Consider the following 25799-nt stretch of genomic DNA (forward strand, 5'->3'; position numbering starts at 1 on the left):
TATTGCTCGGTTAGTTCAGCTAACAATCAGTGGGGATAAAAGAAAATCCCACTGATTGAAGCTTTATTTTATCTGAAATTATCCCATATTTTTACTTCAACGGTGAGAAAAGATAAGGGTCATAAAGGGAATTAGTATCTATTCCATGCGTATTCTGTAAAGGATGAAATTACCCCTTCTGGAATGGAAATGATGATAACTTCTAATAATAATTCCAGTCCTATAAAGTGGCAAGTATTGACTTTGCATGTTTTTTCGCTATTTCTTTTTTCTCTTGCGTTGTCAATTTATTAAAATCTTTGTTATTTGGCAGAACAATATAACTTAAAAATATTCCACCCAATTGTCTTGCACAAAAGTCTATATCAATCGGATGATTTATAAGTTTAAAATGGTAGTCCAAGCCTTTTTTTAAACTTGAAAAAATAATTTCTGGTAAATTAAGATCATTTCCCAAATTTCCCCTTAAATTTTCGGATAGAAGCATTTTTATTAAATCCTTATTTTTCTCTAAAAGATCTAATCTATTTTCTATAATATGAATGAGGAAAGTTTTGGTATCTGTTTCTTTTGCAATTTCCAAAATTTGGGAATCGAACTTTTTTTCTAGTACATTTCTAATTGCTGTAAAAAAAAGGTTTTCTTTAGTAGAATACCGGCGATATAAGGTTACTTCCGCGACATCTGCTTCCTTAGCAACTTCTTGGGTTGTCGCTTGTAATCCCTTTTTTATAAAAACAGAAATTGCTCCTTTAAGGATTCTATCTGTTGTATCACGCAAGCTTTTTCACCCCTGCTTCATTATTTTTATTCATCGATAGTAAATCCTGAGTGGTAGGGACTATTAAATAGTAAACTAAGAATAAAATTTTGTTAATGAGATATACCTAGTGTACCTATTCTATTTTGACAAATCTATCTAAGATAATCAAGATGGATGGCATAACAACGATTGTTGAAATCAACGCAAATGATATGTTGATTAAAGTCATTTTACCGAAATTATTTAAAATGACAAAATCAGATGCGAGTAGTGCACTGAAACCACCAATGGTAGTCAATGCGGATGTGAAAATTGCTTTACCAATTTTTTTATTCGTAATCCGAATAGCATCTATAGCTAGACGACCATTTCTTCTTTCCTCATAGAATCGTTCCATCACTAGTACAGTAAACTCTGTACCTATACCAATAATTAAGGCACCTAATGTAGCTGTTAATGGTGTGTAACTGATATCCAAAAAGTACATTGCTAAACCAGACCAACCAACAATAAACAGAATCGGTAGCAATGGAATAAAGGCTTTAATTGGGTGACGGTAAATGAATAGCAGACCGAAAAATACAAGCCCCATGCCAAGTAAAGTCATTTGATATCTACCAGTCGTTAATCCCTTAATCATCTCAATATCTAGAACAGATTTTCCTGTGATAATTGTTTCCATTTTATCCAATTTGTTTTTCTTAAGGAAAGTATCCAAATCATCTACAAAAAGCTGTAATTCTTCCGTTTCCAAGTGTTTGATGCCGACTGTAATAACTCCTTTTGTTTGGTCCTCGTTCATAAATAATTTTAACTGTTCTTCTGGTAAATCGGTGATTTGTTCATGAAAGGATTTCTGATCGGGTAGTTTCCCATCATTCATTTGTTTCACAACACTTGTAATAGATTTTGTATCAACAATGGCTTCCGGAAATTCAAGTGCAAGTGTTTCTGTCAGATTATCCACCCATGAGATGACTTTATCTGAAACAATATCGTTCCCATGATATACAATGGAGACTTGATCTGTTGACCCGACTACATCACGTAATTTGTGTATATCTTTTAATGCCTGTGTATCTTGAGGCATAAATGTTTCTACATCTGTTTCTACTCCAGCATCTATATCTAGCCAAATACCAAATACTGCCGCTACTAATGCTAATCCTATAATCAACCAACGAAAAGCAATTGTTTTCCTCGTAAACCAATCAAGAATTAAATCTACTTTTGAAGGTTTTCCTTCCTTTTCTTTCAGTTTGTTTTGTACCTTTTTGTTTGAACTACTAAAAAAGTAGTCTCTAGTAAATAGAAGTGGAATTAAGAAAAATATACCTAAAAAGAAACTGACTATTAAACCAATGGTTAACATTTTACCAAAATCCTGAATCATTGGTACAGGTGATGTATATAATGCAATAAATCCAAGTCCTGTAGCAACTAACGCAGTGAAAACGGCTGGAACCATCTTTATAATTGTTTGATATAAACTTTTTTTCACTCTATCCTTTTGATTACTCATTGATATCCTCCTTAGCCATTTCTTCTGCATAGCGATTTTGAAATTGAATGGCATAATCGATACCAAGCCCAATTAAAATTGGAAAAACAGCCATCGAAACCATTGTAATTGGTATTTGTAGCCAACCCATTAAACCTACCGTTCCAATAACCGCTATTAAAACAGTAACTAACGGCATTATGCGCCAACGAACCTTAAAGACGAAGAATAAAACAATCACCATAATCAATAACGCAAGTCCCATCATTTTTTGCATACTATTCTTCATCGATGATCGAATGGAATCATCAAGAACTGGCTTTCCCGATACAATTGTAGTTAAGTCGTCAGACTCCTCCATATTTAAATATGATTGAATGGTACGAACCAACTCACTTTTTGTAGCGTCATTTGTACCACCTTTAAATTTAATCATCATTAACATATGTTGTTCATCCACAACAACCTCATCAAATATAGAGCGAAGTTTCCCATCATCATAGATCATGTTATTCAGTGTAGCTTGTTTCTTAGGTAATCCTGGCGTCATAATATCCGAATATTCATGAATGGATTCCAAATTTTCACTAATCGTTTGTGTTTTTTCACCCATTTCCACTAAACCTTTACCGAGTGTAAGTAATTTTTCTTCTTGTTCTTCCTGCTTACCTTTCATCTTTTTTTGAAAATCTTGCATTTGTTTTTCTTTTTCAGCCTGTTGCGCAAGCATCTGTTCTTTCACCTGTGCTTCTTTCTGTGCTTGTTGTTCTTCCATTTTTTTCTTCATTTCTTCTTTCTTCGCTACTTGTTCCTCTTGAGTTTTTTGCTTTATCTGTTCTTCTTTCTTTTCCTGTTCTTTTTGCAATTTCTCCTTCATTTGTTCCTGAGTGTGCTTTTGCTTTTTTTGTATTTGTTCCTGTTGCTCATTTTGTTCTTTTATCTGTTCACTTAGTTTCTGTTGTATAGTTTCCAATCCATTAATCGTTTGGGAAGGAATCCCTGGAAGGGTGGAGGTGTCCTCAGATATCTGTGTCATTTGTTTGGAAAGTTGACTCAAACCTTTGCTAACTTCCTGTAACTGTTTTTTCTCGGGATTATCTTGTAATTGTTCGGCTAAAGCATGTAAATTTTCTCCCAACAACTTGGTCTCATTTCCAAATTTGGCATATCCATCGACAAGATTTTTTGTACCACCTTCCAAGTTTTTCTGAGCATCGATTATGTTTGAGAATCCCTTATTTAACTCAGTCATTTGTCCTTCCATATCTGGGAGATTGATTTCCTCAAATTCAGGAAGTTGTGTTCCTTCAAATTCGGGAAAGGCAAATTCGCCAGGCTCAGGAATTTCCGTCTTACCTAATTCGGGAGCCTGTAGGTTTACTTGTTCTGGAAAATCAATCGTTTGATTATTTTTTGCATTAACCTCAAGCTCCGCGCCAATCTCGGTTAGCTTACTTCCCATTTGATTTAATCCATCAATTATTTCTAATATACCTTCATTAAACCTACCCGACTGCTTATTAGCAATCTCTTCCACAAGGGTGACCGGACTCATAATACTGTAAATAGCATCATTTGTTTGTATGGCTTCTTCTAATCCTTTCATATGTGTCAAATTATTAGGGGTTAGTAAATTTTCTGACTCATATAGTACAATGATAGACTCTCCGCCAAATTCCTCTTCTAACATGACGTTATCCTTATATACATCTGTATTATTTTTTACCAATGTATCGTTTCCTGTAGCCATGTATACATATTGAGTACCAATTGCTAGTAGAATAATTATAATAAGTGTGACAAAGATTGACTTTACTGGGTATTTTTTCAATAGCTTGCTAAGCTTATTTAACATACTCATATAGTTCCTCCTCATACTACTGTTATATTGAAAGTTAGTAATAACTAACATATTAAATAAAAAAATTCTCTTATTTTATAGGAATATAATGTTTCTAATAATGTAAGTTATCACTAACACACATCATAACAGCGAATGTTTTTATTGTAAAGGAAACTTTATTATTAGTGGAGTTTCTTAAAGTGGAACCTCTACATCCTTATTCAAATTGTCATTATACAGATGAAACACATTCGAATTTGGTCTTTTGTTTCCGTAAAATTTATCATTCCAATCGTATTATTTACGACAAACATGTTATGATAAACTTGTTCAAAGATATAAATTTAATGACTGGGAGTGATACTGTCTATGGATCAATTAAAAAAACACTACCAAGTATTTATGCAACTATTGCCGAAACTCTTACAGATCATCTTAAATATCTCCTTAGTGTTTTTAGCTATGATCCTTTCATTTTTATTAATGAAAGAACTGCTTGATTTTAGTCAAATTCTTCTTGTTGATGAAAAAGCAAATTATCAATTATATTTAGCCAATATCCTCATTTTCTTTCTATACTTCGAGTTTATCGCGATGATTGTAAAGTATTTTAAAGAAGACTATCACTTTCCATTACGTTACTTCCTATATATTGGTATTACAGCCATGGTGCGTCTAATCATTGTTGAGCACGATGATGCATTGAAAACGTTATATTACTCCATTGTAATCCTCATTTTAATTATCGGTTATTTTATTATGAATCTGACTCCACGAGAACGGCCAGAGAGTAAGTGGTTTTTTCGGAGAGAGTGAATGATAAACGATGATATTTTCGATGAAAATTAGATTTTGAACTACTATTGACAAATAAGTATATGAATATAGAAATGTAATTTGGAAAGAAACGCTTTGTTTATTTGAGGTGTTTTTTTCTTTTTTTAATCTTATAAAACGATATAATGGACAAAGACATTTTAGTAGGGAGAGAATGATAATGAAGAGATTAGCAGTTTTTTGTGGTTCGCATAATGGGGTTTCAGATGTATATAGAGATGGAGCAATTGAGCTTGGAAAAGAATTAGCCAAGCGAGACATCACCTTGGTTTATGGTGGAGCAAGTGTGGGAATTATGGGGGTACTTGCCGATACCGTACTTAAAGAAGGTGGGCAAGTGATCGGTGTCATCCCAAGGGTTTTAGAGGAAAGGGAAATCTCACATTCACATTTAACTGAGCTTTACACCGTGGACACGATGCATGAACGAAAAGCGAAGATGGCAGAATTAGCGGATGGATTTATTACGTTACCAGGTGGACCAGGAACAATGGAAGAATTTTTTGAAGTATTCACTTGGGCACAAATCGGATTGCATCAAAAACCATGTGGCCTATTAAATATCAATCATTACTATGATTTGTTAATTTCCATGTTTGACCACATGATGGGGCAAGGATTTTTGCAAGAAAAGAACCGTTCCATCATCACTGTAGATTCTAATGCATCCGCCTTAATTGATAAATTTCAAACATATAAAGCGTCACCGATAAAGACATATTAATAATGACTTAAGAAACTAAAAATCTTCTATGTAGATTCATAGAAGATTTTTAGTTGACACTATATATATGTGAGTATCATAATTCCCCTGTTACTCCAAGTAAGATAATCCCTAGCATAACGACACCGACCATAATATACTGCCTTTTTGTTAGTACTTCTTTCAGGAAAATTCGCGAGAGAATGACCGAAAATATACCATGTGCAGCAATAAGTGGTGCTGCAATAATTGCATTACTGGCCATTGCAAAGACATAGAAGAATTGCCCGACCGTTTCTAAAATAGCAGCAAATCCTTTATCCTTTTCTTTAAAAATATCGAATTTCTGCTTTTTGATAAATTTCACATAGATATAAGCAAGAATCGCACAAATAAGGAAAGTAAACTCATAAGCTAGAAGTGCAGCATCTTCGCTAATCAGTTTTAATTCATCTAAGTAAATCCCGTCAGCGAAACTTCCTAATCCATCAATTAATGCGTAGAGAATTGGAAATGTAATTGCTAGAAAACTAATTTGATACTTTTTGTCAATAACGACATTTTGTGCATGTAACTCCTTTGTCTCTGCTTTTCTCTCCAACATCGCAAGTCCAATGACCCCAGCCGTTACAATAATAATCCCTAAAATATCTAAAGGATGCATTTCTCTTGGGAAAAAGATGAATAATAGGATGGCACTCACTGCACCTGCAGAGTTTTGCACTGGTGCTGCAATAGACAGTTCGATGTACCGTAACCCAATATATCCGATTGTCATCGATAAAATATACATTGCTGAGACTGGGAAATATCGAACCATATCAAATGGATCAAACGTAATATCTTTAACAATCATATAAGTGATTGCATGGACTCCCATGACAAGTCCAACCATTGTCACGATTTTCAAATGACTGTATGGATCATTACTATCTGTACCCTTTTTATAAAAGAGATTCGCTCCACCCCAGGCTAAAGCTGTAAGAATCGAAAATATAAACCACATATCATTGCTCCCTGTTCTTTAAAAAATAATTAATCAAGTTTCTATTATAAACGATGCAGGGTGATAACGGAATAGGGAGTAAAAATATTCCATCCTAAAATTTGCCTAAACCCATAAAATAATCTGATTTTCAAAGATAACTACTGCCTAAAGGTGTTAAAATTGTGTACTTCTCGCCCGGTGGAATCACCACGGGCGAGAAGCACACATCGCAAATTACTCGTCAATCCTAAAGTGAGAAAATACGTCTTAAGTCTTAGTCTGAAATATATCTGAAGCTCATTATAAAAATGCTAGATCCTCGTTACAATAAAGTTAAGCTTAAGAAAGGGGGACAAACACGTGAGGAAATTTTTATTATTTATTGCTGGTTTAGCAGCATTAATGATTTTGTTAATTAACCTTGGACCACTCGTCCTATTAGGTCTTGGGGTTTGGTTGTTGTATGTGGTGTTTAAGAAGTTTTTAAAGAGTGATTCGATAGTAGGTAAAATTGCTTGGGTGATTGTAGGTTTAATTGTCTTAAGTTTCACTGTGGTAAATGTGTATGCAGTTATTGGTATTGCCGCTGCCTATGTACTATATCTAATCTTTAAAAATTGGAGAACAGATCAAACAGACCCAGTCGTTAAAACCACAACAGAGGATGAGGATCCATTTACCAATTTTGAACGTCAATGGGCGGAATTAAATCGTTAATAGAAAATACGATACAAGAAATAAGTTGAACTGGACATAGCTTTAGGTGACTTAGAACATAAATATGATTAAAGGAGCGAAACATTATGGCAAATATTTTTACACGTATAAAAGATACCATTTCAGCAGATTTACATGATCTATTAGATAAAAAGGAGCAAAAAAATCCAATCGCATCATTAAATCATTACTTAAGACAAAGTGAACAAGAAACAGAAAAGGTGCGTAAGTTAATCAAAAGACAATATCGTTTAAAAGACGAGTTTACCAAGGAATTTCACCAAGCACAAGATATGGCGGACAAGCGTTTGAAACAAGCGACTATTGCTGAAAAAGCTAACGAAGAACAAATGCATGCTTTTGCAGTAAAAGAACATGAGGAATATCAACATCGTGCCGATCGAATGAAACAATCTCGTGAGGAAGCTGTACAACAATTAGAATTGTTAGAACAGAAATATGAAGAAATGAAGCATAAATTAAAGGACATGCATTTACGTCGAATGGAGTTAATGGGACGTGAAAATATCGCGCGTGCTAGTCATCAAATGAATCGTGTACTTCATGATACTGCCGACAAGCCATATGCACGTTTTTCCGAAATGGAAAGATATATTGAGGACTTAGAGTATAAAGTGAATAGTGCTTATTACCGGAGTACATTTGATAGTAAAATCGCGCAGCTAGAAAAAGAAATGGAAGCAAAAGAACAGTAAAATACACAATAATTAAGCGATGTAGCTAGAAGAAAAAAGTGATATACTAGACAGGCGTATATATAGGTACGTCTGTTTTTTACATCATCAAGAGTAAAGGAGGGCTATCTCTTGTTTCAACGACTTTCAACAGATACAGTAAACTGGATAATTATTATCGGAGTGATTCTCTTCGTTGTAGAGATAGCTTTTTTCCATGGTGGCATGTTAATTCCTGCGATGTTTTTTGGAGTGCTCGTTTACTTCGGTTGGAAGAAATACCATCGACTATGGGGAAAAATTTTATTCTGGATAGGAACGATTAGTCTCTTATTTGCTGTATTGAATTTAATGGCTGTGCGTTTTTTATTAGTAGTCAGTATACTTTTATTTTTATGGGATTATTTAAAAAAGAGAAATGAAACAATGTATATTCAGCCCAAGCCAATTCACGATGAAACATCTCAATCATCTTTAATCAAATTAACGCCGATTTTTAAACACCAATTATTTAAAGACCAAGAAACACCAGATGAAGCCTATCGGTGGACAGATATTAATATTCATTCTGCATTTGGTGATCAGGTAATTGATTTAAGTCAGACATTCTTACCAGATGATACAGCAATCATTTCGATTCGGCACTTAGTAGGAAATATAGAAGTGTATGTACCATATGAAGTAGAAGTATCGATTCACCATAGTTCTGTTTTTGGTAGGGTGCATATTTTCGATCAACATCATATTCGATTAGTGAATCAAACATTGTCATATGAAACAGAGGGGTACCAGACAGGAAACTTACGTGTCAAAATTATCACCTCGATTTTTTCTGGAGATATTGAGGTGAAGCGGATATGAAGATTATCTTAAAAAATATGATAACTTCTAGTATGTTGTACCTGTTGTTAATTCTCCTTACTCTTGGGGTTACCTTTTTTGCCTTTCCACTTGATGATTGGACAAAGCTTTGGAAACAAGAAGTGTATGATGTTCCTTTTTGGGTGTATATCATTAGTATTCCTGTTGTATTAGGGATGATTACTGGATTTACAGCAGGATTATTTTGGAGACAACGTTTTAAGTATGTTGAACGTCAACTAGAAACTTTAGTGAAAGAACAAAAGCTCCCATCTGTGAAGGCTAACTATAAAGAAGTAATAATGATTGAAAATTATATAGAAAAATTATATAGAAAATTACGTCATCAAGCAGAATTATCGCAAAAACTCGTTACCGAAAGAACAACGGAACGTGAGCAAAGCTTACAAGAAATCGTTGTCCAAGAACGAAATCGTTTAGCACGGGAATTACATGATTCGGTTAGTCAACAATTGTTTGCAGCATCAATGATGATGTCTGCTATCAATGAAACAAATCCACCTAAAAATGCAAATTTGAAAAAGCAATTATTCATGGTAGAAAAAATGATTCATCAATCCCAATTAGAAATGCGTGCACTTCTCTTACATTTACGTCCGGTTGCTTTAAAGGGAAAGTCACTACAAGAAGGTACAGAAGAATTACTCCATGAATTAACACAAAAAGTGCCAATTGAAATTGATTGGAAAGTGGAGGATTTTCATGCAGATAAAGGAGTAGAAGATCAACTGTTCCGGATTTTACAGGAATCAGTATCCAATACATTACGTCATGCAAATGCCTCTACATTATATGTATTATTGATTGAGCGTGATGATCATGTCATAATGCGTATTGTTGATAATGGAGCGGGTTTTGATGTACACAAAGTAAAAACAAGTTCATACGGTTTAACTAACATGCAAGAAAGAGCAGAAGAACTTGGTGGTATATTGAAGGTGATTAGTTTACCAGGTGAAGGAACTCGAATAGAAGTAAAAATTCCTGTTTTGCATAAAGAAGGTGATTTAAATAATTAAAATTTTATTTGCAGATGATCATGAAATGGTACGTATTGGTGTGTCTGCTTATTTATCCGCCCAAGCTGATATGGAAGTCATTGCAGAAGCAGATGATGGTACAGAGGCAGTGGAATTAGCATTACAATTAAAACCTGATATCGTCTTGATGGATTTGGTAATGAAAGAAATGGATGGTATCGAAGCAACGCGGCAGATAAAAGCAGCATGGCCAGAGGCAAAAATAATCGTTGTGACAAGTTTCTTGGATGATGATAAGGTATACCCTGCATTAGAAGCAGGTGCGACGAGTTATATGTTAAAAACATCCAAAGCAAATGAAATAGCTGAAGCCATTCGTAAAACATATAAAGGGCAATCCATCCTAGAGCCACAAGTAACAGGGAAAATTATGCATAAAATGCGCGAAAAGCCCATTGAACAACCACATGAACAATTGACAAAGCGGGAAACAGAAGTCTTACTCCTTATGGCACAAGGAAAAACAAATCAGGAAATAGCAGATCAGTTGTTTATCGCATTAAAAACAGTGAAAGTTCATGTCAGTAATATTTTAGGGAAATTAGAGGTTCAGGACCGAACACAGGCAGTTATTTATGCATTTCAGCATGAATTAGTGGAGTAGAAGGCATCCATAGTTGGGTGTCTTTTTTTAGGCTTTTCAGGAATGCATAAAAATGTATACTTTGTTTTTACATCTCCCTTTGATTCGGTTCTATTACTCACACTCCATATGATGACATTATTTTCTTTATAACTAACACTAAAAACACCCGATGTCTCCCATCGGGTGTTATATTTATTCCAAATTTTGCGCCATCGTTTGAGCTGATGATTGTGATGCATCCCCAGTACTGTCCTGGTTCATTGTACTAGCTAATGCACTTGTTACTTCTTGGACACCTTGATTATTAGTCATATTTTGTAGGGATTTTCCCATTTGTTGGAATGTCCCATTTTGCATACCTCTACGAATTCCATAAATAGCAGCACCTGCTGCACCAACTGCCATAAGCGTTGTCATCATTCCACGGTTGTTTGCCATTGTATTATCTCCTTTTAAGAAATTTTTAACAAGAAAAGAACCCTTGATACTGGTCAATCAGTATTAATATTTGTCTCATCAAAAAGAATATGCTTTATAATAATTTCCAATTACTCAATTGCTTGATATAAAATTGCCTTTACTTCTTCCATCCTGCCATGTTGTATATCAACGCCTTGTAAAATTAACATAACATCCTAAAATTCCCATTGATATTTCTTTAAGTAAATTACAAACTATAAATGTAATACAGAATGAAAGGAATCTTTGTGATGAGAAGTTATTTACTGAATCTGTGGAATATCATGGATCCTATATATTATCAATGTACACGACTATGTTATGTTCCTGGGATGGAAAGGGAAAATACAATATTTCGTGTGCGATTGACACGTTATAAAGGGGCTAGGGTTATCTTAGAGGATGGGACGGTAATAAAAAGAAATGACGTATTAATAAAAATTCATTTGCATAATGTGCGGTTGATTTCAGAAATCCAGTCGATAGACAATGAAGTAAAAAAGGCAATTCATTTGTACCGGAGCATTCGCCAAGCATTGGGAGGATTGGCAGTATTTTTAGAGGAAAATAAAAAGTACTGTAAGGCCAAAGGAATCCTTGGAATTACCATGTTAAATCAGGGGGCAATACGTTTAGGGTTCGAAATTGTTCCAATCAAGAATCCATTTTATCGTTCTTTTAAAAAATGGACTTTTTTCCTCATTAATATCTTAACGAATGCCTCCATTTCCGAGGAACCGATGTATTTATTTATGTCAAAGGAACAATTACAAAAGCACTATCTTTCGTAATGTTATGTATATGTAAAAGAAAAAAGGAGTGAATACTCCTTTTGGATTATGAAATAGATAAATTATGAAAGCTTATTTCCGGTCTGCTTCCAATACGAATATTGACTCCTGTTTGGCCCAATCCCTCATTAATATAAAATGGTGCACCATGGATAGTGTGTAGTCCTTTTATGATATTTTTTCGGGGTAATTTCCCCATTTTTGCAAGGTGATAAGCCTTAGGGTAACAGATTTGTCCCCCATGAAAATGCCCGGCCATCAAATAGTCAAAACGATAATCTTTCATTTCTAATACGATGTTCGGGTCATGTGTTAGAACGATATTTTTCCCTTCTTTTACATTTTTATATGCCAAAGGAATATTGCTTCGGTTGGTGCTGAAATCATCAATTCCAATAATATTGACTGTCTTATTGTTAATAGTTATCGAATGGCTAGCATTTTGTAATACATGACAATGATGTTGTTCTAATATATCAATTAGGTGCTGTAAATTTCCTTTTTTTAACACATAATCATGATTTCCTAATACAGCATATATTCCGTATTTCGGCTGTGTATTGTTTAAAACCTGTAAATAGGGAATTAATTTTGGAATGCTTCGTTTACGATCTAGGAAATCTCCAGTTAATGCAATGAAGTCAATTTTCTTTTCTTCAAGCTTTTTAGCTAATTGATGTGGTGTTAATGAAATATTTTCTAAATGAAAATCGGAAAGATGAAGGATGGATAATGAGGAATCTATATTTATATCGGAATCTAGATTAATATGATTGATTTGGATATCTGCTGTATTTTTATATGCTTTATATAAAATGATACCAATGATGATCAAACTAATCACAGCATAAATCATGTTATCACTCCTCTTTAAGGATTATAACATGGTAATAGAGCTGTTTCATTGGTAAATACAGGGTTTGAGTAAAGAAGGGGTGATAAAAATTGAATATTCTATTCCTACCATTTATGCAAATTTCGACTGGACATCATCAGGTAGCAGATACATTACGGTACATAGTGAAACAACAGTATGAAGGTTTTCATTATGAGAAAGTGGATATTTTATCTTATAGTTATGGAAAGCTTGAGCGAGTTATTTCTACAAGCTATCTTTTATGGATTCAACACTTTCCAACTTCCTACCATTTGATATATGATATATCTTCTGTCAGAGAACATGGAAATAGGAAGCGTAATTCATTTTATAGTATTTTTTTTTATTCCTTTTTTAAAAGATTAATAAAGGAAAAACATCCAGACATTCTTTTTTGTACCCATGCATTACCCTCTAGTCTTGCCAGTCGTTTAAAACAACAATCGAATTGGAATCCAATTGTTGTCAATGTATATACGGACTATTTTGTCAATCGAGTATGGGGGATAGACGGAATTGATTATCATTTTGCCCCGTCCATACTCGTGAAAAATGATTTATTAAAAAAAGGGGTAGCAAAGGATAAAATCTTTGTCACCGGAATTCCGATAAATCCGAAGTTCAAGCGAACAAGTGAGAGAAAAACTTCCAATAAGTCAATTAAAATTCTTGTTACAGGTGGTAATTTAGGGGTTGGGGATATGGGAAAAATCGTAAAACAAAGCACAGGTCGTGTTCATTTTTATATATTATGTGGAAAAAACAGAAAGCTTTTCAATAAGTTAAACACCTATCGAAAAGAAAATATCACTCCATTCCCATATATTTCTTCACGAGAAAAGATGAATCAATTATACGATGAAGTGGATGGTGTTTTAACGAAACCAGGTGGGGTGACAGTAAGTGAATGTCTTTATAAACGAAAACCTATTTTCGTATCCCATGTATTACCAGGACAAGAGAAATTGAATATGGAAGAGTTATTAAAATTAGGAGTTGTTATTCCCGTTCATGAAGAAAAAGGGAATATAGAACAGCAAATCATTCAATTTTTCCATAATGAAAATTTTCAACACAAGTACCGAAATAATGTAGAAAATTATCATTCCCATTTGGAAAATATCCCATTATCCATTCTAGACAAAAAATAAAGCTGCCTCACAAAAGAGGCAGCTTTAATATTTAAAGTGCAGTTTCTGTTTTTTTTGATTCACGAAAAACGTCTTCCATTTTGGTACGACCTTCTTCGATACCTGGATGGAATTGAATGCTTGCTTCATTTCGAGTTTTTCGAACATCATTCATTGCCTGTAATACTTTATATTCCAAATCAGCTATTCCCTTTAATTTTTCCCGGGCAATCGATAATCCTGCAACTTTCCCTTGTGCACGAGCTACTTTAGCACTTTCAATACCAGTAATATTTCCAGCTACAAATAGGCCGTCAATTGGTGTTTTCATTTCTTCATTATGGACTGGGATATGTCCGCCAAGTTCTTCTGAATAGTGGAATGGACATCCGGCAACAGCTGCTAATTCTGTTAGTGGATAAAGTCCACCAGCAATACAAACAAAATCAACTTCCACTCGTTTTTCAGTTCCCTTTTTCAATTTCCCATCAGCAGTTACATCAAACATGGTTACAGATTCTACATGATCTGTTCCATTAATTTGGGTGACAGCTTTTCGTAAATGGATGGGCATACCCCACATTTTCATTCCATTTCTTGGGTAAAATTGGGTAGCAAGTTTTCTTGCAATATTTGCCTTAGCAACTTTACCACCGAAACGAAGAAAAGCGGAAGGTGCTAAATGAGCAATACGACTCAATTTATCCATTACTTTTTTCGGATGAGCATGGTCTTTTGTTACAGGGTTCATTGCTGGTAATACCATGCTATGTAAATCAACACCAGCTAATTGCATTTCACGGGCAATAGCAGCTGATAAGACATTTATACCAATCACAATTCCTTTTTCTCCTACACGAACACGATGGACATTTGTCATTACTTGTGCTGCTCCAATCGACATAACTCCTGGAAGTGTCCAGCCTGGAACAGGTGCCGCTGATTCTGCTGCACCTGTTGCAATTAATAAACGAACCGATGCAAAATCTCCATGATTTGTATGTACTAAAAATCCATCATCTATTTTTTCTACATGATGAACAGAGATACCTAGGCGAATTTCTGTATTCAATTTACTAGCTGTCTCTGTTAATTGTTTGGTTTCTTCTATTCCATTCCACCACTCACCATTAGGCTCTTGGTGTAATTGACCAAGAAGTCTTCCACCAGCCTTAGGAAATTCATCGATGACAAGGACATTCATATCCCATTTACGACATTGAATGGCGGCAGATAAGCCAGCAGGTCCTGCTCCGACAATGATTACGTCATACATATTATTTATCTCCTTTCACTTTTTGCTTTTTTTCAAATTCAGCATATGTACGTGGAAAGTCTTGTACATTTTTAGATGCAAATGGCTGTGCTTCTGGTTTTCCACTTTCAATGACCATTCCATCTTTTATTTCTGTTAAACATGCACGAACACCAGATGTGCTATTAACTGTAACGCGGCATTCGAAACAGTGACCAATATTACAATAGATGCCGCGTGGCTTACCACTAGCTTCATGGACGCGTAATGTGCGAACACCATTTGCGAGGAGAGCTGAAGCAATCGTGTCTCCGGCTAAACCAGAATATTCTTTACCATCAAAAGTAAATGTAATAGAGTCTTTCTCTGGTAAACTTCCTAAGACTGGATGATCTACAATACGATGATTATTTTTCATTTTCTTTTCCCTCCAATGTAGATAAAGATACTGGGCGAACCGGTGGTTGTACTTTTAATGGAATATTATCCCCTGGCTTTTCACCTGTTACATGTTCCATAACGGTATCAACAATTGGCCTACATGTTCTTCCACCACAATAACCCATTCCAGCTCTTGTACGCAATTTGATTTCACGGGCTGTACAGTTGTATTTTTTTGCTGTGTTTTTGATGTCTTCTAATGTTACTTCTTCACATCTACAAATTGTGATATTATCCATTTACAAAATCCCCCTATTTATATATAATATGTTAAAATCAATGTAATGGCTTACATTTAAATTTTTTAAAGTATTGACTTTCCATTTAAAGCTATTTTAACATATATGATAGAATAGATTTAATATTTTAATATAAAAATGCTGGAAATTCGTAAATAACTTATTTTAGTCATAAAGGGGAAATGAATATGGCTCATAAAAATCATGCAGAAGTCGCTATTATTGGTGGCGGAATTATGGGGAGTGCCATTGCGTACTATGTTTCTAAAGCTGGCATGGATTGTATGTTAATTGAAAAGAATGATATTGCAAGTGGGACTTCATCTCGTTGTGATGGGAATGTTACCATCGTTGACAAGGATCCTGGATTTGATAGTAAAATGTCTCTTGTTAGTCAGGAGTTAACACTCGCTTTAAAAGATGATTTAAATATTCCATTCGAATATCGCGAGTTAGGTAGCATTTTAGTGTGCGATAACGATGAAGAAATGGAGGCAGCAACAGAATGGGTGAAAATCCAAAAAGAAGCTGGATTGAAATTTAATGTATTAGATCGTGAGGACATTCGTCAGGAATCTCCGTATTTTGCTGATGATATTCCTGGTGGTTTAGAATGTGAAACAGATTCTTTAATTAATCCATATTTATATTGTTATTCTTTGGTAGAACGTGCAAAACAGTATGGGTTAAAATTGCATACACAAACAGAAGTGAAAAATATAAAAAAACAAGATGATTTTATTATTGAAACAACAAATGGTACGTTTACAGCTGAAAAAGTTGTTAATGCTGCAGGTGTATGGGCCCCTTATATAGGAAAAATGCTCGACATTGATATCCCAATCATTCCACGTAAAGGACATATTATGGTTGGTTCACGTCAAAAGCCAGTCATGATGCGAAATGTAATGGAATTTGGCTACTTAATGAATAAATTTCAGCGTGAGAGAATTGCTGATCCGGAAACATTAAAACATGGGGTTGCATTAGTATTAGAACCAACAGAAAGTCAGAACTTTTTACTAGGAAGTAGCCGTGAATTTGCTGGTTTCGATGGAAGAGTTGATATCAATGTTGTGAAAACAATGGCAAAACGGGCACTTCGCTTTTTCCCAAAAATGAATGATTTCAATATGATTCGTGCATATACTGGTTTTCGCCCTTGGACTGAGGATCATTTACCAATTGTTTCATCTGTTGAAGAAGTACCAGGATTTTTCATCGCTGCTGGGCATGAAGGCGATGGAATCAGTCTTGCAACAGTAACAGGTAAGTTGATAGAAGAGTTAGTCGCAGAAAAAGAAACAATTATTCCGGTAGATCCGTTACGTTTTGATCGGTTTAAAAAGGTACCTACAGCATGATTGTAGGGGAGGATGAAGGGGATAAACAGGTTTCCCCTTCATTTTTTAACTATTAACAAGGAAAGCTGGCTAAATGGAAATAATGGATTAGAATAATGTGAAATGACTATTTCAATTTTTTGATTTTTTTTCTTGTTTCTTTTTTAAAATTGCATTTATTCCTATGAGAATAGTACATGGACATAGTTTTTCGCATGAGCACTTTGGCCGGTTGACCTTGAAAGTATCAGTAGGGCATGTTACGTTATATAACCGTTGACACATTTTACCTGCGCTTTTGGTGTGTGACATGTAAAATGAACTATAAAGGCGTACAAAATTAAAGAGGGAGCGGTTTGGTGGATTTTGAAGTATTTGTGTCGTTAGGTATTTATATGTTAGTGATGTTATTGATCGGTTTTTGGTCCTATCGAAAAACATCCAACTTATCAGACTATATGTTGGGTGGTCGTGAATTAGGTCCAGCAGTTACAGCATTATCAGCTGGAGCATCTGATATGAGTGGTTGGATGGTGATGGGATTACCAGGAGCAATGTATGTAACCGGAATTGCAAGTGCATGGTTAGCAATTGGTCTAACAGTTGGTGCGTATATTAATTATCTTGTATTAGCACCACGTTTAAGAACCTATACAGAAGTAGCGAATGATTCGATTACTATTCCAGATTATTTAGAAAACCGATTTTACGATTCATCTAATATTCTTCGGTTCGTATCAGGAATTGTTATATTAGTATTTTTTGCTTTATATGCCTCTGCTGGAATGGTTTCTGGCGGAAAATTATTTGAAAGCGCATTCGGTTTAGATTATAAAGTTGGGCTATTTGTTACAGTAGCTGTTATTGTTATATATACTCTTTTCGGTGGATTTCTAGCGGTAAGTATGACTGACTTTGTTCAAGGAATTATTATGTTTCTGGCTTTAATTATCGTTCCAATTGTTGCCTTAACCGATGTTGGGGGTACACAAACCGTATGGAATGATATAAAAAATATTGATCCCACCTTGCTAGATATGTTTAAAGGTACATCTGTTTTAGGAATTATATCTTTCTTAGCATGGGGATTAGGTTATTTTGGACAACCCCATATTATTGTTCGTTTTATGGCGATTAAATCTGTAAAAGAGTTAAAAGTTGCGCGTCGAATAGGGATTAGCTGGATGGCTATTTCATTAATAGGTACAATGTCTGCTGGCTTAATCGGGGTATCTTATTTTGCAGACAAGCCAGGACAATTGGGAGATCCGGAAACTGTGTTAATTGTTTTTGCGAATGTTTTATTTCATCCATATGTGACAGGATTCATTTTAGCTGCCATTTTAGCTGCTATAATGAGTACTGTATCATCCCAATTATTAGTAACATCCAGTTCTATTACAGAGGACTTTTATCGAACATTTTTTAGAAAGGAAGCAACTGATAAGGAGTTAGTGCTTATTGGTCGTATTTCTGTTTTAGTTGTTGCAATTGTTAGTTTGATAATGGCCTATACACCAAATGATACCATTTTAGGAATTGTAGGTAATGCATGGGCAGGTTTTGGTTCTGCATTTGGCCCAGTCATTTTATTAAGTGTTTACTGGAAGAGGATGACGAAGTGGGGCGCTCTTGCTGGAATGGTTGTTGGTGGATTGACTGTCATTATTTGGCTGATGATTCCTAACTTGTCCGACTTTTTATATGAAATTGTTCCAGGCTTTACCTTAAGCTTCATTGCGGTCATTATCGTTAGTTTATTAACAACAAATAAAAACCCGAACGTCGAGAAACAATTTAAAGAAATGGAGAAGCATTTGGGAAATAATAAATAATGAAGAGCCATCATAGGCATGAAGATTGCTATGATGGCTTTTTGTTTACCTTTTTTGGTGTTTTTTTAATTTCTTTATTCTATATACTCGGTTGGTTCTAAATCAAAGTGGTTTACGTCACATTTTTGTTTGGCATCCTCAACTGTATTGATTTTTCCGTCGGTCTTGGTTGGACATGTAATAAAGGTTTCAATCTTTTTTTCGTCATCTATATAATTAAATGATGTGTCGATTTCTTTAGAGCGCCTTTGCAATTCCTGAAGTAAACTGGCATGTTGTTTCCATTCCTTATCAGAATCTGCGAATGGTTTATTAATTGTAAAACTTACACTTAACAATGCATCTACTGTATCATATCGAGGAATGTATGGCCCTTTTACCATATCGATTTTTGTGTCAATTACATAATCTGTATCAAATAAGTGAATTTCTGGATAAATATCTTTGTAGAAGGCATCTATATCTTCGTTGAGTTGTTCCGCCCAAACAACACCAGGAAAGGTATCCTCATATTTGTTTTCACTATAACCTTCATCAGCGTTAAATTCTAAAGAAGGTTCATTTTTTAGGTAAAATATGCCACCATAACGCCCATCTTTAAAATTATAATACTTTTCTTTTAATATAAATTCTTGTTCATATTTCTTATCTAGATAATGCTCTAATTCTTTTGCGACTGCTACCTTTTTCCATGGTAGGCCTTGGAAAAAAAATATACAGTAATAATAAAGGCTATACCAGTATTAAAATAATCAACAGGAAAACTTTCCGCTTTTTCATCATTGATTTCCTCCGATATGGATTAGAATAGTTGCTAAATTTTAAGATGAATCTATAATACATGTAAGGAGTGAAAATAATCAATCAATTTTTGACAAATAGATAATCAGCATAGATGCTTTCACTCTTATGATTTATAGAGAAAACAATGATGGAAAGGGGATATCATACATGCATACGATTAAAAAAGGAACAAATCAACTTTACATTGGTGACACAGAAGAAGAGGCAATAGCAAAAATTACATTCATACCAGAAGGGGATAAATTGATTGCTAATCATACATTCGTTTCTGAACAGCTACGAGGGCAAGGAATTGCTAAAAAGTTAACAGAAGAATTGGTCGCACATGCAAAGGAAGAAAATAAAAAAATCGTTCCAGAATGTTCTTATGTAGAAGTATTTATGAAGCGATATAAAGAACATCAAGCTGTTTTTGTGAAATAATGTACAGTTAGTGTAGTATAGACGATGATTCATTCAACCGTATGACCATGGTGTGGCATATTGAAAAGCGGATAGAAATTTTTCTTGTTTTTCCGTTCATAAAATGTTTATAATTCAACATAAAATGTAAGCCCTTACATATTGAAATTTTAAGAAAGTAGTGCTATATTAAAGATAATTAAATATTGGTCACATGTTACTGACTTGAATCAGGCATGGAGATACTCTAGGAATCAATTCGCTTCTTTGGTATCCCATGCCTTTTTCTTTATAGTATTGATTATTTTTTTATCCAAGTAGTAGGAGGAGATTTAACCTCTTTGGAAATACAGAGAAAATATTCATTTGATTCAATTCTACCTCATCATAAAAAAGGACTTTTTGGAAAACATAGGTATAAAAGTTTGATGAGTCCATCGAGAAGGGACGGAATACGATGTTAAAAAGGTTATTTAAGAAGGAAAAAATAAAAACAATTCATGCACCATTATCAGGAAAGATTATTCCGTTAGAAGATGTTCCAGATCCCGTTTTTAGTCAAAAGATGATGGGGGAAGGAGTAGCCATTCAACCACATGAAGGAAAGGTATTATCACCTGTTGATGGTGAGGTAATTCAAGTAATTAAAACAAAGCATGCAATTGGTCTTCAAACAACAGATGGTGTGGAAGTGTTGATTCATATTGGACTAGAAACTGTGGATTTAAAAGGAGAAGGGTTTAACGTCCATGTTGCTACTGGGGATAAAGTGAAAGTAGGTCAATCCCTTATGGAATTTGATTTGGAGTTTATTCGTCAACATGCAAAGAGTATTATTACTCCAGTGGTTATCACGAATAGTAATGAAATAAATCAGTCTTTTACAGTGACAAACAATCAAGAGGTAAAAGCGATAGAGTCGATACTAATCACCCTTTCTAATCAATAGATTTAGATATAAGGATGTGGCTGTTATGAAGATTAATAAAATACTAAATAATAATGCAGTCATGGTGAAGGAGACTGATAAAGAGAAGATAGTGGTCGGGTCTGGTGTTGGTTTTCAGAAGCGAAAAAATGACCTAATCAATCCGAAAGCGATAGAGAAAATTTTTATACTCAAAGAAAATGAAAAGTTTGAACAGTTGCTGATGCGTATACCTGAAGTACACTTTATCCTTTCAGAGGAAATAATTTCCTATGCAGAAAACCAATTAGAAACAAGATTAAATGACCACATCCACTTAGCACTTACTGACCATCTCTCCTTTGCAATTGAAAGAGAAAGAAAAGGAATTTATTTAAAAAATAAATTATTGCCAGAAATTGAGGTGCTATACAAAGAAGAATTTGAAATAGGTCTTTGGGCCATTCAACATATCCAAGCAAATTTAGGTATTGAAATGTCGATAGATGAGGCAGCTTTCATCGCCCTTCATATTCATACAATGAAAATTAGGGGAGGTGATTTAAAAGAAACAGTCAAGCAAACAGCCGTAGTAAGAGAAATGGTGGATATGATTGAACAGTATTTGGAAAGGGAAATTTCAAGGTCAGGATTGGCCTACGAACGACTCGTCACCCATCTATATTATATGTTGGGTCGCGTGGGGCATCATGGTGCTCATGCATTAGATCAAGAAATGCTTGCGATGATTAAGAAGAAATATATCACATCTTATTCTTGTTCCCAACAAGTTACTAAAAAGGTAGCTAGTGTTTTTGGTATTGATTTTCCAGAAGAAGAATTAGGCTATATCACGCTCCATATTGAACGCTTAAGAATGAATTTATTGGAATGATTATTAAATTTAATTATGATGTAGGAAAATGAGTAACAGTTGTTATATCGGTATTTGGAACAATTATTTTTGGATGTTGCTTTTTCATTATGTTGTAGGCGAATATATTAAAAATGATAGGAGGAAAAGGAAATGATGAAAGCGCTACAAAGGCTAGGTCGAGCAATTATGTTACCTGTTGCTGTTTTACCAGCAGCAGCGATATTAGCTGGGATTGGAAACTGGATTTTGGGTTTTTGGGAAGGTAATGTTGCCGGTACTTTCCTATTAAATGCAGGAACCGCAATCCTTGGTCATTTAGGTATTATATTTGCTGTTGGTATTGCCATCGGATTATCTAAAGACAAACATGGTGCAGCAGGATTAAGTGGATTAACCGGATTCCTTGTTGTTACGTCATTAATCTCTGTTGATTCTGTTGCTAGTTTAACAGGTGTTGATCCAGAAACAGTTAATGCAGCATTTACACAAAATACAAATGTATTTATTGGAATTATAGCAGGTATTATCTCAGCGATGATGTATAACCGTTTCAGTGATGTACAGTTACCTGATGCGCTTGCTTTCTTTAGTGGAAAAAGGCTCGCGCCAATTATGTCAGCAGCTGCAATGGTTGTTGTTGCCGGTATTTTGTTCTTTGTTTGGCCCGTTATTTACTCCTGGCTAGTCTCATTCGGGACAGCAATCAGTGGTCTAGGTGCAGCTGGTGCTGGACTATATGGATTCTTTAACCGTCTTTTAATTCCTACTGGTTTACATCATGCCCTTAACTCTGTATTCTGGTTTGATGTTGCTGGAATCAATGATATAGGTAAATTCCTAGCAAGTGAAGGGGAGAAAGGGGTTACCGGTATGTACCAAGCTGGATTTTTCCCAATCATGATGTTTGGTTTACCTGCCGCAGCGCTTGCTATGTATCATACAGCTAAAACGAAACGCAAAAAACAAGCAGCATCTTTAATGTTAGCAGCTGCATTTGCCTCATTTTTTACTGGTGTTACAGAACCATTAGAGTTTTCATTCATGTTCCTAGCTCCAGCATTATATGTTGTTCATGCTTTACTAACAGGATTATCCTTATTTATAGCAGCAACATTCCAGTGGACATCCGGTTTTGGCTTTAGTGCCGGATTTGTGGATTATACATTAAGTTTCGCTAATGACATTGCAAATAAACCATATATGCTTATTGTGCAAGGACTTGTCTTTGCAGTTATTTACTACTTCTTGTTTCTTTTCTTGATTAGAGTATTTGATTTAAAAACACCAGGACGAGAGGATGAAGAACTTGTAGCAGAAACAGGACAAGGAAGAGAAGGTATAAAAGAAAACCGTTTCGAAGTTATGGCAGCCCAAATCTATGAAGGATTAGGGGGCGATGACAACGTTGTTTCTGTTGATTATTGTACATCCAGATTACGTGTTGAAGTAAAAGATATGAATAAAGTAGACGAAGCAAAAATTAAAGCAACCGGAGTTCCAGGAACAAACATTGTAGGAAAACATAATATTCAAGTTATTGTTGGAACAAATGTTCAATTTGTGGCAGATGAAATAAATAAAATTCGAAGTTAAAAATAAAAGAGATAGAAATGGTAAAAGGCTTGGATATTTCCAAGCCTTTTTGCACACATCTCCAGATCCTCAGCTAGTTCCATTTAATTCGCTCCTTATAGGAATCTGTCTGTGTTTTATAACGGCGCTTTTTCAACAATTCTTCCTTTTCTACCTTTTGTAGCTTTTGCATATTTTAATGAATGGATAATTGCATCCTCCGTTGATTCTACTACTGCTTGGAAAAGCTTTTCCATCAACGGATGAGCATCCCGAACATAAGTAAACGAATCAAATTTACAGTCCTGGGTGTGCTGTTCAAGGTTGGCATTCGAGAAAGCAATGGCGATATCTCCACTTCCATTTGCAATGACACTCCCAGTTCTGGCAAGACCTGCAGTTGCTCTTTTTGCTAGACGTTTTAATTGTCTATCATAAAGCGGTGCATCTGTCCCGATGATTATCATGATGGATCCGTCTGGTGTCTTCTGTTTAACACTACTCCAATCAGCAAACAATGCTTGCTCCCTTTTGCCAAAATTACTTAACACAAGTACGCCGACTGTATAATCTCCATCCTCGTCCAAAATAACTCGTGAGGCCGAACCAATTCCCCCTTTATAGCCATAACAAATCATACCCTTTCCAGCACCAACAGCACCTTGTTTAATTGGCTCATTTGAAGCATTTTCAATTGCTTGAATCGCGTGCTCTGGTTTTACAGCTTGTAATCGCATCGAATTTAAATAACTGTCATTACATTCTCCAACGACAATATTTAATGAACTTGCCGTGTCTCCAATGGCGGGATTCTTGTCTAACATATATGATAATGTTCCTTGTAAAACAGTTCCGACACTGAATGTGTTTGTCAGCATAATCGGGGATTCTAAGAAACCCAGCTCATCTACTTGAATAAGACCTGTCGTTTTACCGAATCCATTGATAATGTGAGAAGCTGCAGGTATTTTATTCGTAAATAAATTTCCACCATGGGGCAAAATAGCCGTTACCCCAGTACAAACTGTATCGACATCATTTAATTTTTCGTACAAAGTCACATGACCAACTCGAACCCCAGGGACATCGGTAATATCATTATGCTTTCCAGAAGGTAACTTCAATGGAAAAACCTCCTTTATATATTGGCGTTTCGGAATAATTTTGAAAATAATTTCTAATAGAATCGTACCATCATACGTGAAACAGAACTAGTCTTTTTAATGAAAATCATTCAAAATATTATGTATATATATAATATTTAGGAAGTCGGATATATTATCGAGTCCTGGATATATTGGAGGGGAGAGTAATGGGAAAGTGGAAAACGCTGCAATCTAATTATTCACGGTGAGCGCTTATTATATGATGAAAACTATAAAGTAAACAAAAATTGATACTTGTAAAATGGGGGAGCCTAGAATTTTTGTAAAGCTCCCGATGCGACAAATGAAAAAGAGGTATCCCATTTTTATGAAGGAGTGCATAGCGATTTTACACGAAGAATTTCCTATGATACATTCCTACGTAAATACACGATGACAAAATCAGCCGAATATTTTCTTGGGTATTACACACATTTAATTGCTGATGATTTGTGGTTGACTGGTTTTTACCTACCATGGTTAAAAAACCGGATGGAAAATGATAAACAAGTATTTACACGTTATCATAACGATTTTCGTTTATTAAATGGAAAATTATTACGATATTATCGAATGGGGTTAGAGTTAACAGACGGATTAGAACATGTTTTCATCCCTGACTTAGACGAAGTTCCAGCAAAAAATGTAAAAGCTTTTCTTCCACATTTAAAGCAAGATATGGAAAATAGCCAAAAAGATACAGACGAACCTCTGCAAGTATTTACATTAGAGCAGATAATTGGATATATTGAAACAAGTGTGGAAAAAGGGATTTTTTATGTTAATAAAGGTTGAAAAATATGCAGGTGATTTATCGCAGATTAACTGGCTGTAAGACTCCACTTTAAGAATTCGAGATACCCAAGAATTATAAGTGGAGGATCAACAGCCAGTAAAGGCCCGATTCGTTCAACTAACAATCAGTGGGAGATGAAGAAAACTCCCACTGATTGAAGTTTTACTTTATCAAAAAAAAGACATATTTTAAATTCTAGAAAAAAGAAGCTGAGACAAAATGATATGATCCATAAATAAAACCGAACGTTTTCGATGAACGTTCGGTTTTATTTCTATTTTACTTATTTCCTTTAATGGAACTTAAACATCTCTTAATATGTCAATTCTTCTCAAAACGGGTAAAAAATAGTACATAATCGTTCCCAGATT

At 34.8% G+C, this 25799-nt stretch carries 27 protein-coding genes; 16 read left to right on the forward strand and 11 right to left on the reverse strand.

Features of this window, described 5'->3' with window-relative positions; all coding sequences use genetic code 11:
* Positions 1–220: 220 nt before the first annotated feature.
* The 3 genes from FHP05_RS06490 to FHP05_RS06500 form a co-directional block, all read right to left on the reverse strand.
* Positions 221–781 (reverse strand): TetR/AcrR family transcriptional regulator, encoded by a 561-nt coding sequence (locus FHP05_RS06490; RefSeq protein ID WP_147666434.1) that lies wholly within the window; start codon positions 779–781, stop codon positions 221–223.
* 115 nt (positions 782–896) lie between these two features.
* The gene (locus tag FHP05_RS06495) at positions 897–2285 is read right to left on the reverse strand and encodes an efflux RND transporter permease subunit (protein ID WP_147666435.1); all 1389 of its coding nucleotides are present in this window, start codon (positions 2283–2285) and stop codon (positions 897–899) included.
* Positions 2278–4125: an MMPL family transporter gene (locus FHP05_RS06500; protein WP_191126273.1), complete on the reverse strand. Its 1848-nt coding sequence runs from the start codon at positions 4123–4125 to the stop codon at positions 2278–2280. The genes FHP05_RS06495 and FHP05_RS06500 overlap by 8 nt, the downstream gene beginning before the upstream one ends.
* A gap of 351 nt (positions 4126–4476) precedes the next feature.
* Here FHP05_RS06500 and psiE point away from each other — a divergent pair, with 351 nt between their 5' ends.
* A complete protein-coding gene (gene psiE, locus FHP05_RS06505; protein ID WP_147666437.1) occupies positions 4477–4923 on the forward strand; it encodes a phosphate-starvation-inducible protein PsiE in 447 nt (148 codons plus the stop codon).
* Between the two features lie 181 nt (positions 4924–5104).
* Positions 5105–5668, forward strand: a complete 564-nt coding sequence (locus tag FHP05_RS06510) for an LOG family protein (protein ID WP_147666438.1) — start codon at positions 5105–5107, stop codon at positions 5666–5668.
* A 76-nt stretch (positions 5669–5744) separates the two neighbouring features.
* On the opposite strand, the gene FHP05_RS06515 is transcribed toward FHP05_RS06510, so the two are convergent.
* A complete protein-coding gene (locus tag FHP05_RS06515; RefSeq protein WP_147666439.1) occupies positions 5745–6653 on the reverse strand; it encodes an EamA family transporter in 909 nt (302 codons plus the stop codon).
* Positions 6654–6995: 342 nt separating this feature from the next.
* Here FHP05_RS06515 and FHP05_RS06520 point away from each other — a divergent pair, with 342 nt between their 5' ends.
* From FHP05_RS06520 to FHP05_RS06540, 5 genes are all read left to right on the forward strand, one after another.
* Entirely contained in the window at positions 6996–7352 is a 357-nt protein-coding gene (locus FHP05_RS06520) for a lmo0954 family membrane protein (RefSeq protein WP_147666440.1), read from the forward strand.
* Positions 7353–7438: 86 nt separating this feature from the next.
* The gene (locus FHP05_RS06525) at positions 7439–8068 is read left to right on the forward strand and encodes a PspA/IM30 family protein (protein WP_147666441.1); all 630 of its coding nucleotides are present in this window, start codon (positions 7439–7441) and stop codon (positions 8066–8068) included.
* Between the two features lie 111 nt (positions 8069–8179).
* Entirely contained in the window at positions 8180–8908 is a 729-nt protein-coding gene (liaF, locus tag FHP05_RS06530) for a cell wall-active antibiotics response protein LiaF (RefSeq protein ID WP_147666442.1), read from the forward strand.
* Positions 8905–9948 carry a sensor histidine kinase gene (locus FHP05_RS06535; protein WP_147666443.1) on the forward strand — a complete coding sequence of 348 codons (1044 nt, stop codon included), beginning with the start codon at positions 8905–8907 and terminating at the stop codon, positions 9946–9948. The genes liaF and FHP05_RS06535 overlap by 4 nt, the downstream gene beginning before the upstream one ends.
* Positions 9941–10573, forward strand: a complete 633-nt coding sequence (locus tag FHP05_RS06540; RefSeq protein WP_147666444.1) for a response regulator — start codon at positions 9941–9943, stop codon at positions 10571–10573. Before FHP05_RS06535 ends, FHP05_RS06540 begins: the two co-directional genes overlap by 8 nt.
* Positions 10574–10747: 174 nt before the next feature.
* On the opposite strand, the gene FHP05_RS06545 is transcribed toward FHP05_RS06540, so the two are convergent.
* Complete coding sequence (locus FHP05_RS06545) at positions 10748–10993, reverse strand: hypothetical protein (RefSeq protein WP_147666445.1); 246 nt, start codon at positions 10991–10993, stop codon at positions 10748–10750.
* 272 nt (positions 10994–11265) lie between these two features.
* On the opposite strand from FHP05_RS06545, the gene FHP05_RS06550 reads away from it, so the two are divergent.
* Complete coding sequence (locus tag FHP05_RS06550; RefSeq protein WP_147666446.1) at positions 11266–11805, forward strand: YkoP family protein; 540 nt, start codon at positions 11266–11268, stop codon at positions 11803–11805.
* 46 nt (positions 11806–11851) lie between these two features.
* Here the strand turns inward: FHP05_RS06550 and FHP05_RS06555 are convergent, their stop codons facing one another.
* Complete coding sequence (locus FHP05_RS06555; RefSeq protein WP_147666447.1) at positions 11852–12661, reverse strand: metallophosphoesterase; 810 nt, start codon at positions 12659–12661, stop codon at positions 11852–11854.
* Between the two features lie 89 nt (positions 12662–12750).
* On the opposite strand from FHP05_RS06555, the gene FHP05_RS06560 reads away from it, so the two are divergent.
* Positions 12751–13833, forward strand: a complete 1083-nt coding sequence (locus tag FHP05_RS06560) for an MGDG synthase family glycosyltransferase (RefSeq protein ID WP_230973947.1) — start codon at positions 12751–12753, stop codon at positions 13831–13833.
* A gap of 31 nt (positions 13834–13864) precedes the next feature.
* On the opposite strand, the gene FHP05_RS06565 is transcribed toward FHP05_RS06560, so the two are convergent.
* The 3 genes from FHP05_RS06565 to FHP05_RS06575 are packed head-to-tail and all read right to left on the reverse strand — an operon-like array spanning position 13865 to position 15747.
* The gene (locus FHP05_RS06565) at positions 13865–15088 is read right to left on the reverse strand and encodes an NAD(P)/FAD-dependent oxidoreductase (protein ID WP_147666448.1); all 1224 of its coding nucleotides are present in this window, start codon (positions 15086–15088) and stop codon (positions 13865–13867) included.
* A 1-nt stretch (position 15089) separates the two neighbouring features.
* Positions 15090–15485, reverse strand: a complete 396-nt coding sequence (locus FHP05_RS06570; RefSeq protein ID WP_147666449.1) for a (2Fe-2S)-binding protein — start codon at positions 15483–15485, stop codon at positions 15090–15092.
* Positions 15475–15747, reverse strand: coding sequence for a (2Fe-2S)-binding protein (locus FHP05_RS06575; protein WP_147666450.1), 273 nt, complete (start codon positions 15745–15747; stop codon positions 15475–15477). Before FHP05_RS06575 ends, FHP05_RS06570 begins: the two co-directional genes overlap by 11 nt.
* A 188-nt stretch (positions 15748–15935) precedes the next feature.
* Between FHP05_RS06575 and FHP05_RS06580 the strand changes: the two genes are divergently transcribed.
* Together FHP05_RS06580 and putP are read left to right on the forward strand one after the other, a co-directional pair.
* Positions 15936–17111, forward strand: a complete 1176-nt coding sequence (locus FHP05_RS06580) for an NAD(P)/FAD-dependent oxidoreductase (RefSeq protein WP_147666451.1) — start codon at positions 15936–15938, stop codon at positions 17109–17111.
* 338 nt (positions 17112–17449) lie between these two features.
* Positions 17450–18925 (forward strand): sodium/proline symporter PutP, encoded by a 1476-nt coding sequence (gene putP / locus FHP05_RS06585; RefSeq protein WP_147666452.1) that lies wholly within the window; start codon positions 17450–17452, stop codon positions 18923–18925.
* 74 nt (positions 18926–18999) lie between these two features.
* On the opposite strand, the gene FHP05_RS06590 is transcribed toward putP, so the two are convergent.
* Positions 19000–19308, reverse strand: coding sequence for a hypothetical protein (locus FHP05_RS06590; protein ID WP_147666453.1), 309 nt, complete (start codon positions 19306–19308; stop codon positions 19000–19002).
* Positions 19309–19876: 568 nt separating this feature from the next.
* On the opposite strand from FHP05_RS06590, the gene FHP05_RS06595 reads away from it, so the two are divergent.
* The 4 genes from FHP05_RS06595 (at position 19877) to nagE (ending at position 23508) form a co-directional block, all read left to right on the forward strand.
* Positions 19877–20152, forward strand: coding sequence for a GNAT family N-acetyltransferase (locus FHP05_RS06595; RefSeq protein ID WP_147666454.1), 276 nt, complete (start codon positions 19877–19879; stop codon positions 20150–20152).
* 436 nt (positions 20153–20588) lie between these two features.
* On the forward strand, positions 20589–21080 hold the full coding sequence (locus FHP05_RS06600) for a PTS sugar transporter subunit IIA (protein WP_147666455.1): 492 nt from the start codon (positions 20589–20591) through the stop codon (positions 21078–21080).
* A 25-nt stretch (positions 21081–21105) separates the two neighbouring features.
* The gene (locus FHP05_RS06605; protein ID WP_147666456.1) at positions 21106–21933 is read left to right on the forward strand and encodes a PRD domain-containing protein; all 828 of its coding nucleotides are present in this window, start codon (positions 21106–21108) and stop codon (positions 21931–21933) included.
* Positions 21934–22065: 132 nt separating this feature from the next.
* Positions 22066–23508 carry an N-acetylglucosamine-specific PTS transporter subunit IIBC gene (gene nagE, locus FHP05_RS06610; RefSeq protein WP_147666457.1) on the forward strand — a complete coding sequence of 481 codons (1443 nt, stop codon included), beginning with the start codon at positions 22066–22068 and terminating at the stop codon, positions 23506–23508.
* A gap of 116 nt (positions 23509–23624) precedes the next feature.
* Here nagE and FHP05_RS06615 read toward each other — a convergent pair whose 3' ends face one another.
* A complete protein-coding gene (locus FHP05_RS06615; protein ID WP_147666458.1) occupies positions 23625–24611 on the reverse strand; it encodes a DmpA family aminopeptidase in 987 nt (328 codons plus the stop codon).
* Between the two features lie 357 nt (positions 24612–24968).
* Here FHP05_RS06615 and FHP05_RS06620 point away from each other — a divergent pair, with 357 nt between their 5' ends.
* The gene (locus FHP05_RS06620; protein ID WP_147666459.1) at positions 24969–25427 is read left to right on the forward strand and encodes a hydrolase; all 459 of its coding nucleotides are present in this window, start codon (positions 24969–24971) and stop codon (positions 25425–25427) included.
* Positions 25428–25799: the final 372 nt, after the last annotated feature.

This window comes from Cerasibacillus terrae (genome assembly GCF_008039555.1).
Lineage (GTDB): Bacteria > Bacillota > Bacilli > Bacillales > Amphibacillaceae > Cerasibacillus > Cerasibacillus terrae.

Excerpts from the sequence above, each read along its gene's own strand:
- nagE (WP_147666457.1), top strand. The coding sequence starts at position 22,066 with ATGATGAAAGCGCTACAAAGGCTAGGTCGAGCAATTATGTTACCTGTT.
- FHP05_RS06495 (WP_147666435.1), bottom strand. The coding sequence starts at position 2,285 with ATGAGTAATCAAAAGGATAGAGTGAAAAAAAGTTTATATCAAACAATT.
- FHP05_RS06570 (WP_147666449.1), bottom strand. The coding sequence starts at position 15,485 with ATGAAAAATAATCATCGTATTGTAGATCATCCAGTCTTAGGAAGTTTA.
- FHP05_RS06590 (WP_147666453.1), bottom strand. The coding sequence starts at position 19,308 with ATGGTAAAAGGGCCATACATTCCTCGATATGATACAGTAGATGCATTG.
- FHP05_RS06515 (WP_147666439.1), bottom strand. The coding sequence starts at position 6,653 with ATGTGGTTTATATTTTCGATTCTTACAGCTTTAGCCTGGGGTGGAGCG.
- FHP05_RS06580 (WP_147666451.1), top strand. The coding sequence starts at position 15,936 with ATGGCTCATAAAAATCATGCAGAAGTCGCTATTATTGGTGGCGGAATT.
- FHP05_RS06575 (WP_147666450.1), bottom strand. The coding sequence starts at position 15,747 with ATGGATAATATCACAATTTGTAGATGTGAAGAAGTAACATTAGAAGAC.
- FHP05_RS06550 (WP_147666446.1), top strand. The coding sequence starts at position 11,266 with ATGAGAAGTTATTTACTGAATCTGTGGAATATCATGGATCCTATATAT.
- FHP05_RS06500 (WP_191126273.1), bottom strand. The coding sequence starts at position 4,125 with ATGAGTATGTTAAATAAGCTTAGCAAGCTATTGAAAAAATACCCAGTA.
- FHP05_RS06565 (WP_147666448.1), bottom strand. The coding sequence starts at position 15,088 with ATGTATGACGTAATCATTGTCGGAGCAGGACCTGCTGGCTTATCTGCC.
- FHP05_RS06595 (WP_147666454.1), top strand. The coding sequence starts at position 19,877 with ATGCATACGATTAAAAAAGGAACAAATCAACTTTACATTGGTGACACA.
- FHP05_RS06525 (WP_147666441.1), top strand. The coding sequence starts at position 7,439 with ATGGCAAATATTTTTACACGTATAAAAGATACCATTTCAGCAGATTTA.
- FHP05_RS06510 (WP_147666438.1), top strand. The coding sequence starts at position 5,105 with ATGAAGAGATTAGCAGTTTTTTGTGGTTCGCATAATGGGGTTTCAGAT.
- FHP05_RS06600 (WP_147666455.1), top strand. The coding sequence starts at position 20,589 with ATGTTAAAAAGGTTATTTAAGAAGGAAAAAATAAAAACAATTCATGCA.
- FHP05_RS06605 (WP_147666456.1), top strand. The coding sequence starts at position 21,106 with ATGAAGATTAATAAAATACTAAATAATAATGCAGTCATGGTGAAGGAG.
- FHP05_RS06555 (WP_147666447.1), bottom strand. The coding sequence starts at position 12,661 with ATGATTTATGCTGTGATTAGTTTGATCATCATTGGTATCATTTTATAT.
- psiE (WP_147666437.1), top strand. The coding sequence starts at position 4,477 with ATGGATCAATTAAAAAAACACTACCAAGTATTTATGCAACTATTGCCG.
- FHP05_RS06535 (WP_147666443.1), top strand. The coding sequence starts at position 8,905 with ATGAAGATTATCTTAAAAAATATGATAACTTCTAGTATGTTGTACCTG.
- FHP05_RS06545 (WP_147666445.1), bottom strand. The coding sequence starts at position 10,993 with ATGGCAAACAACCGTGGAATGATGACAACGCTTATGGCAGTTGGTGCA.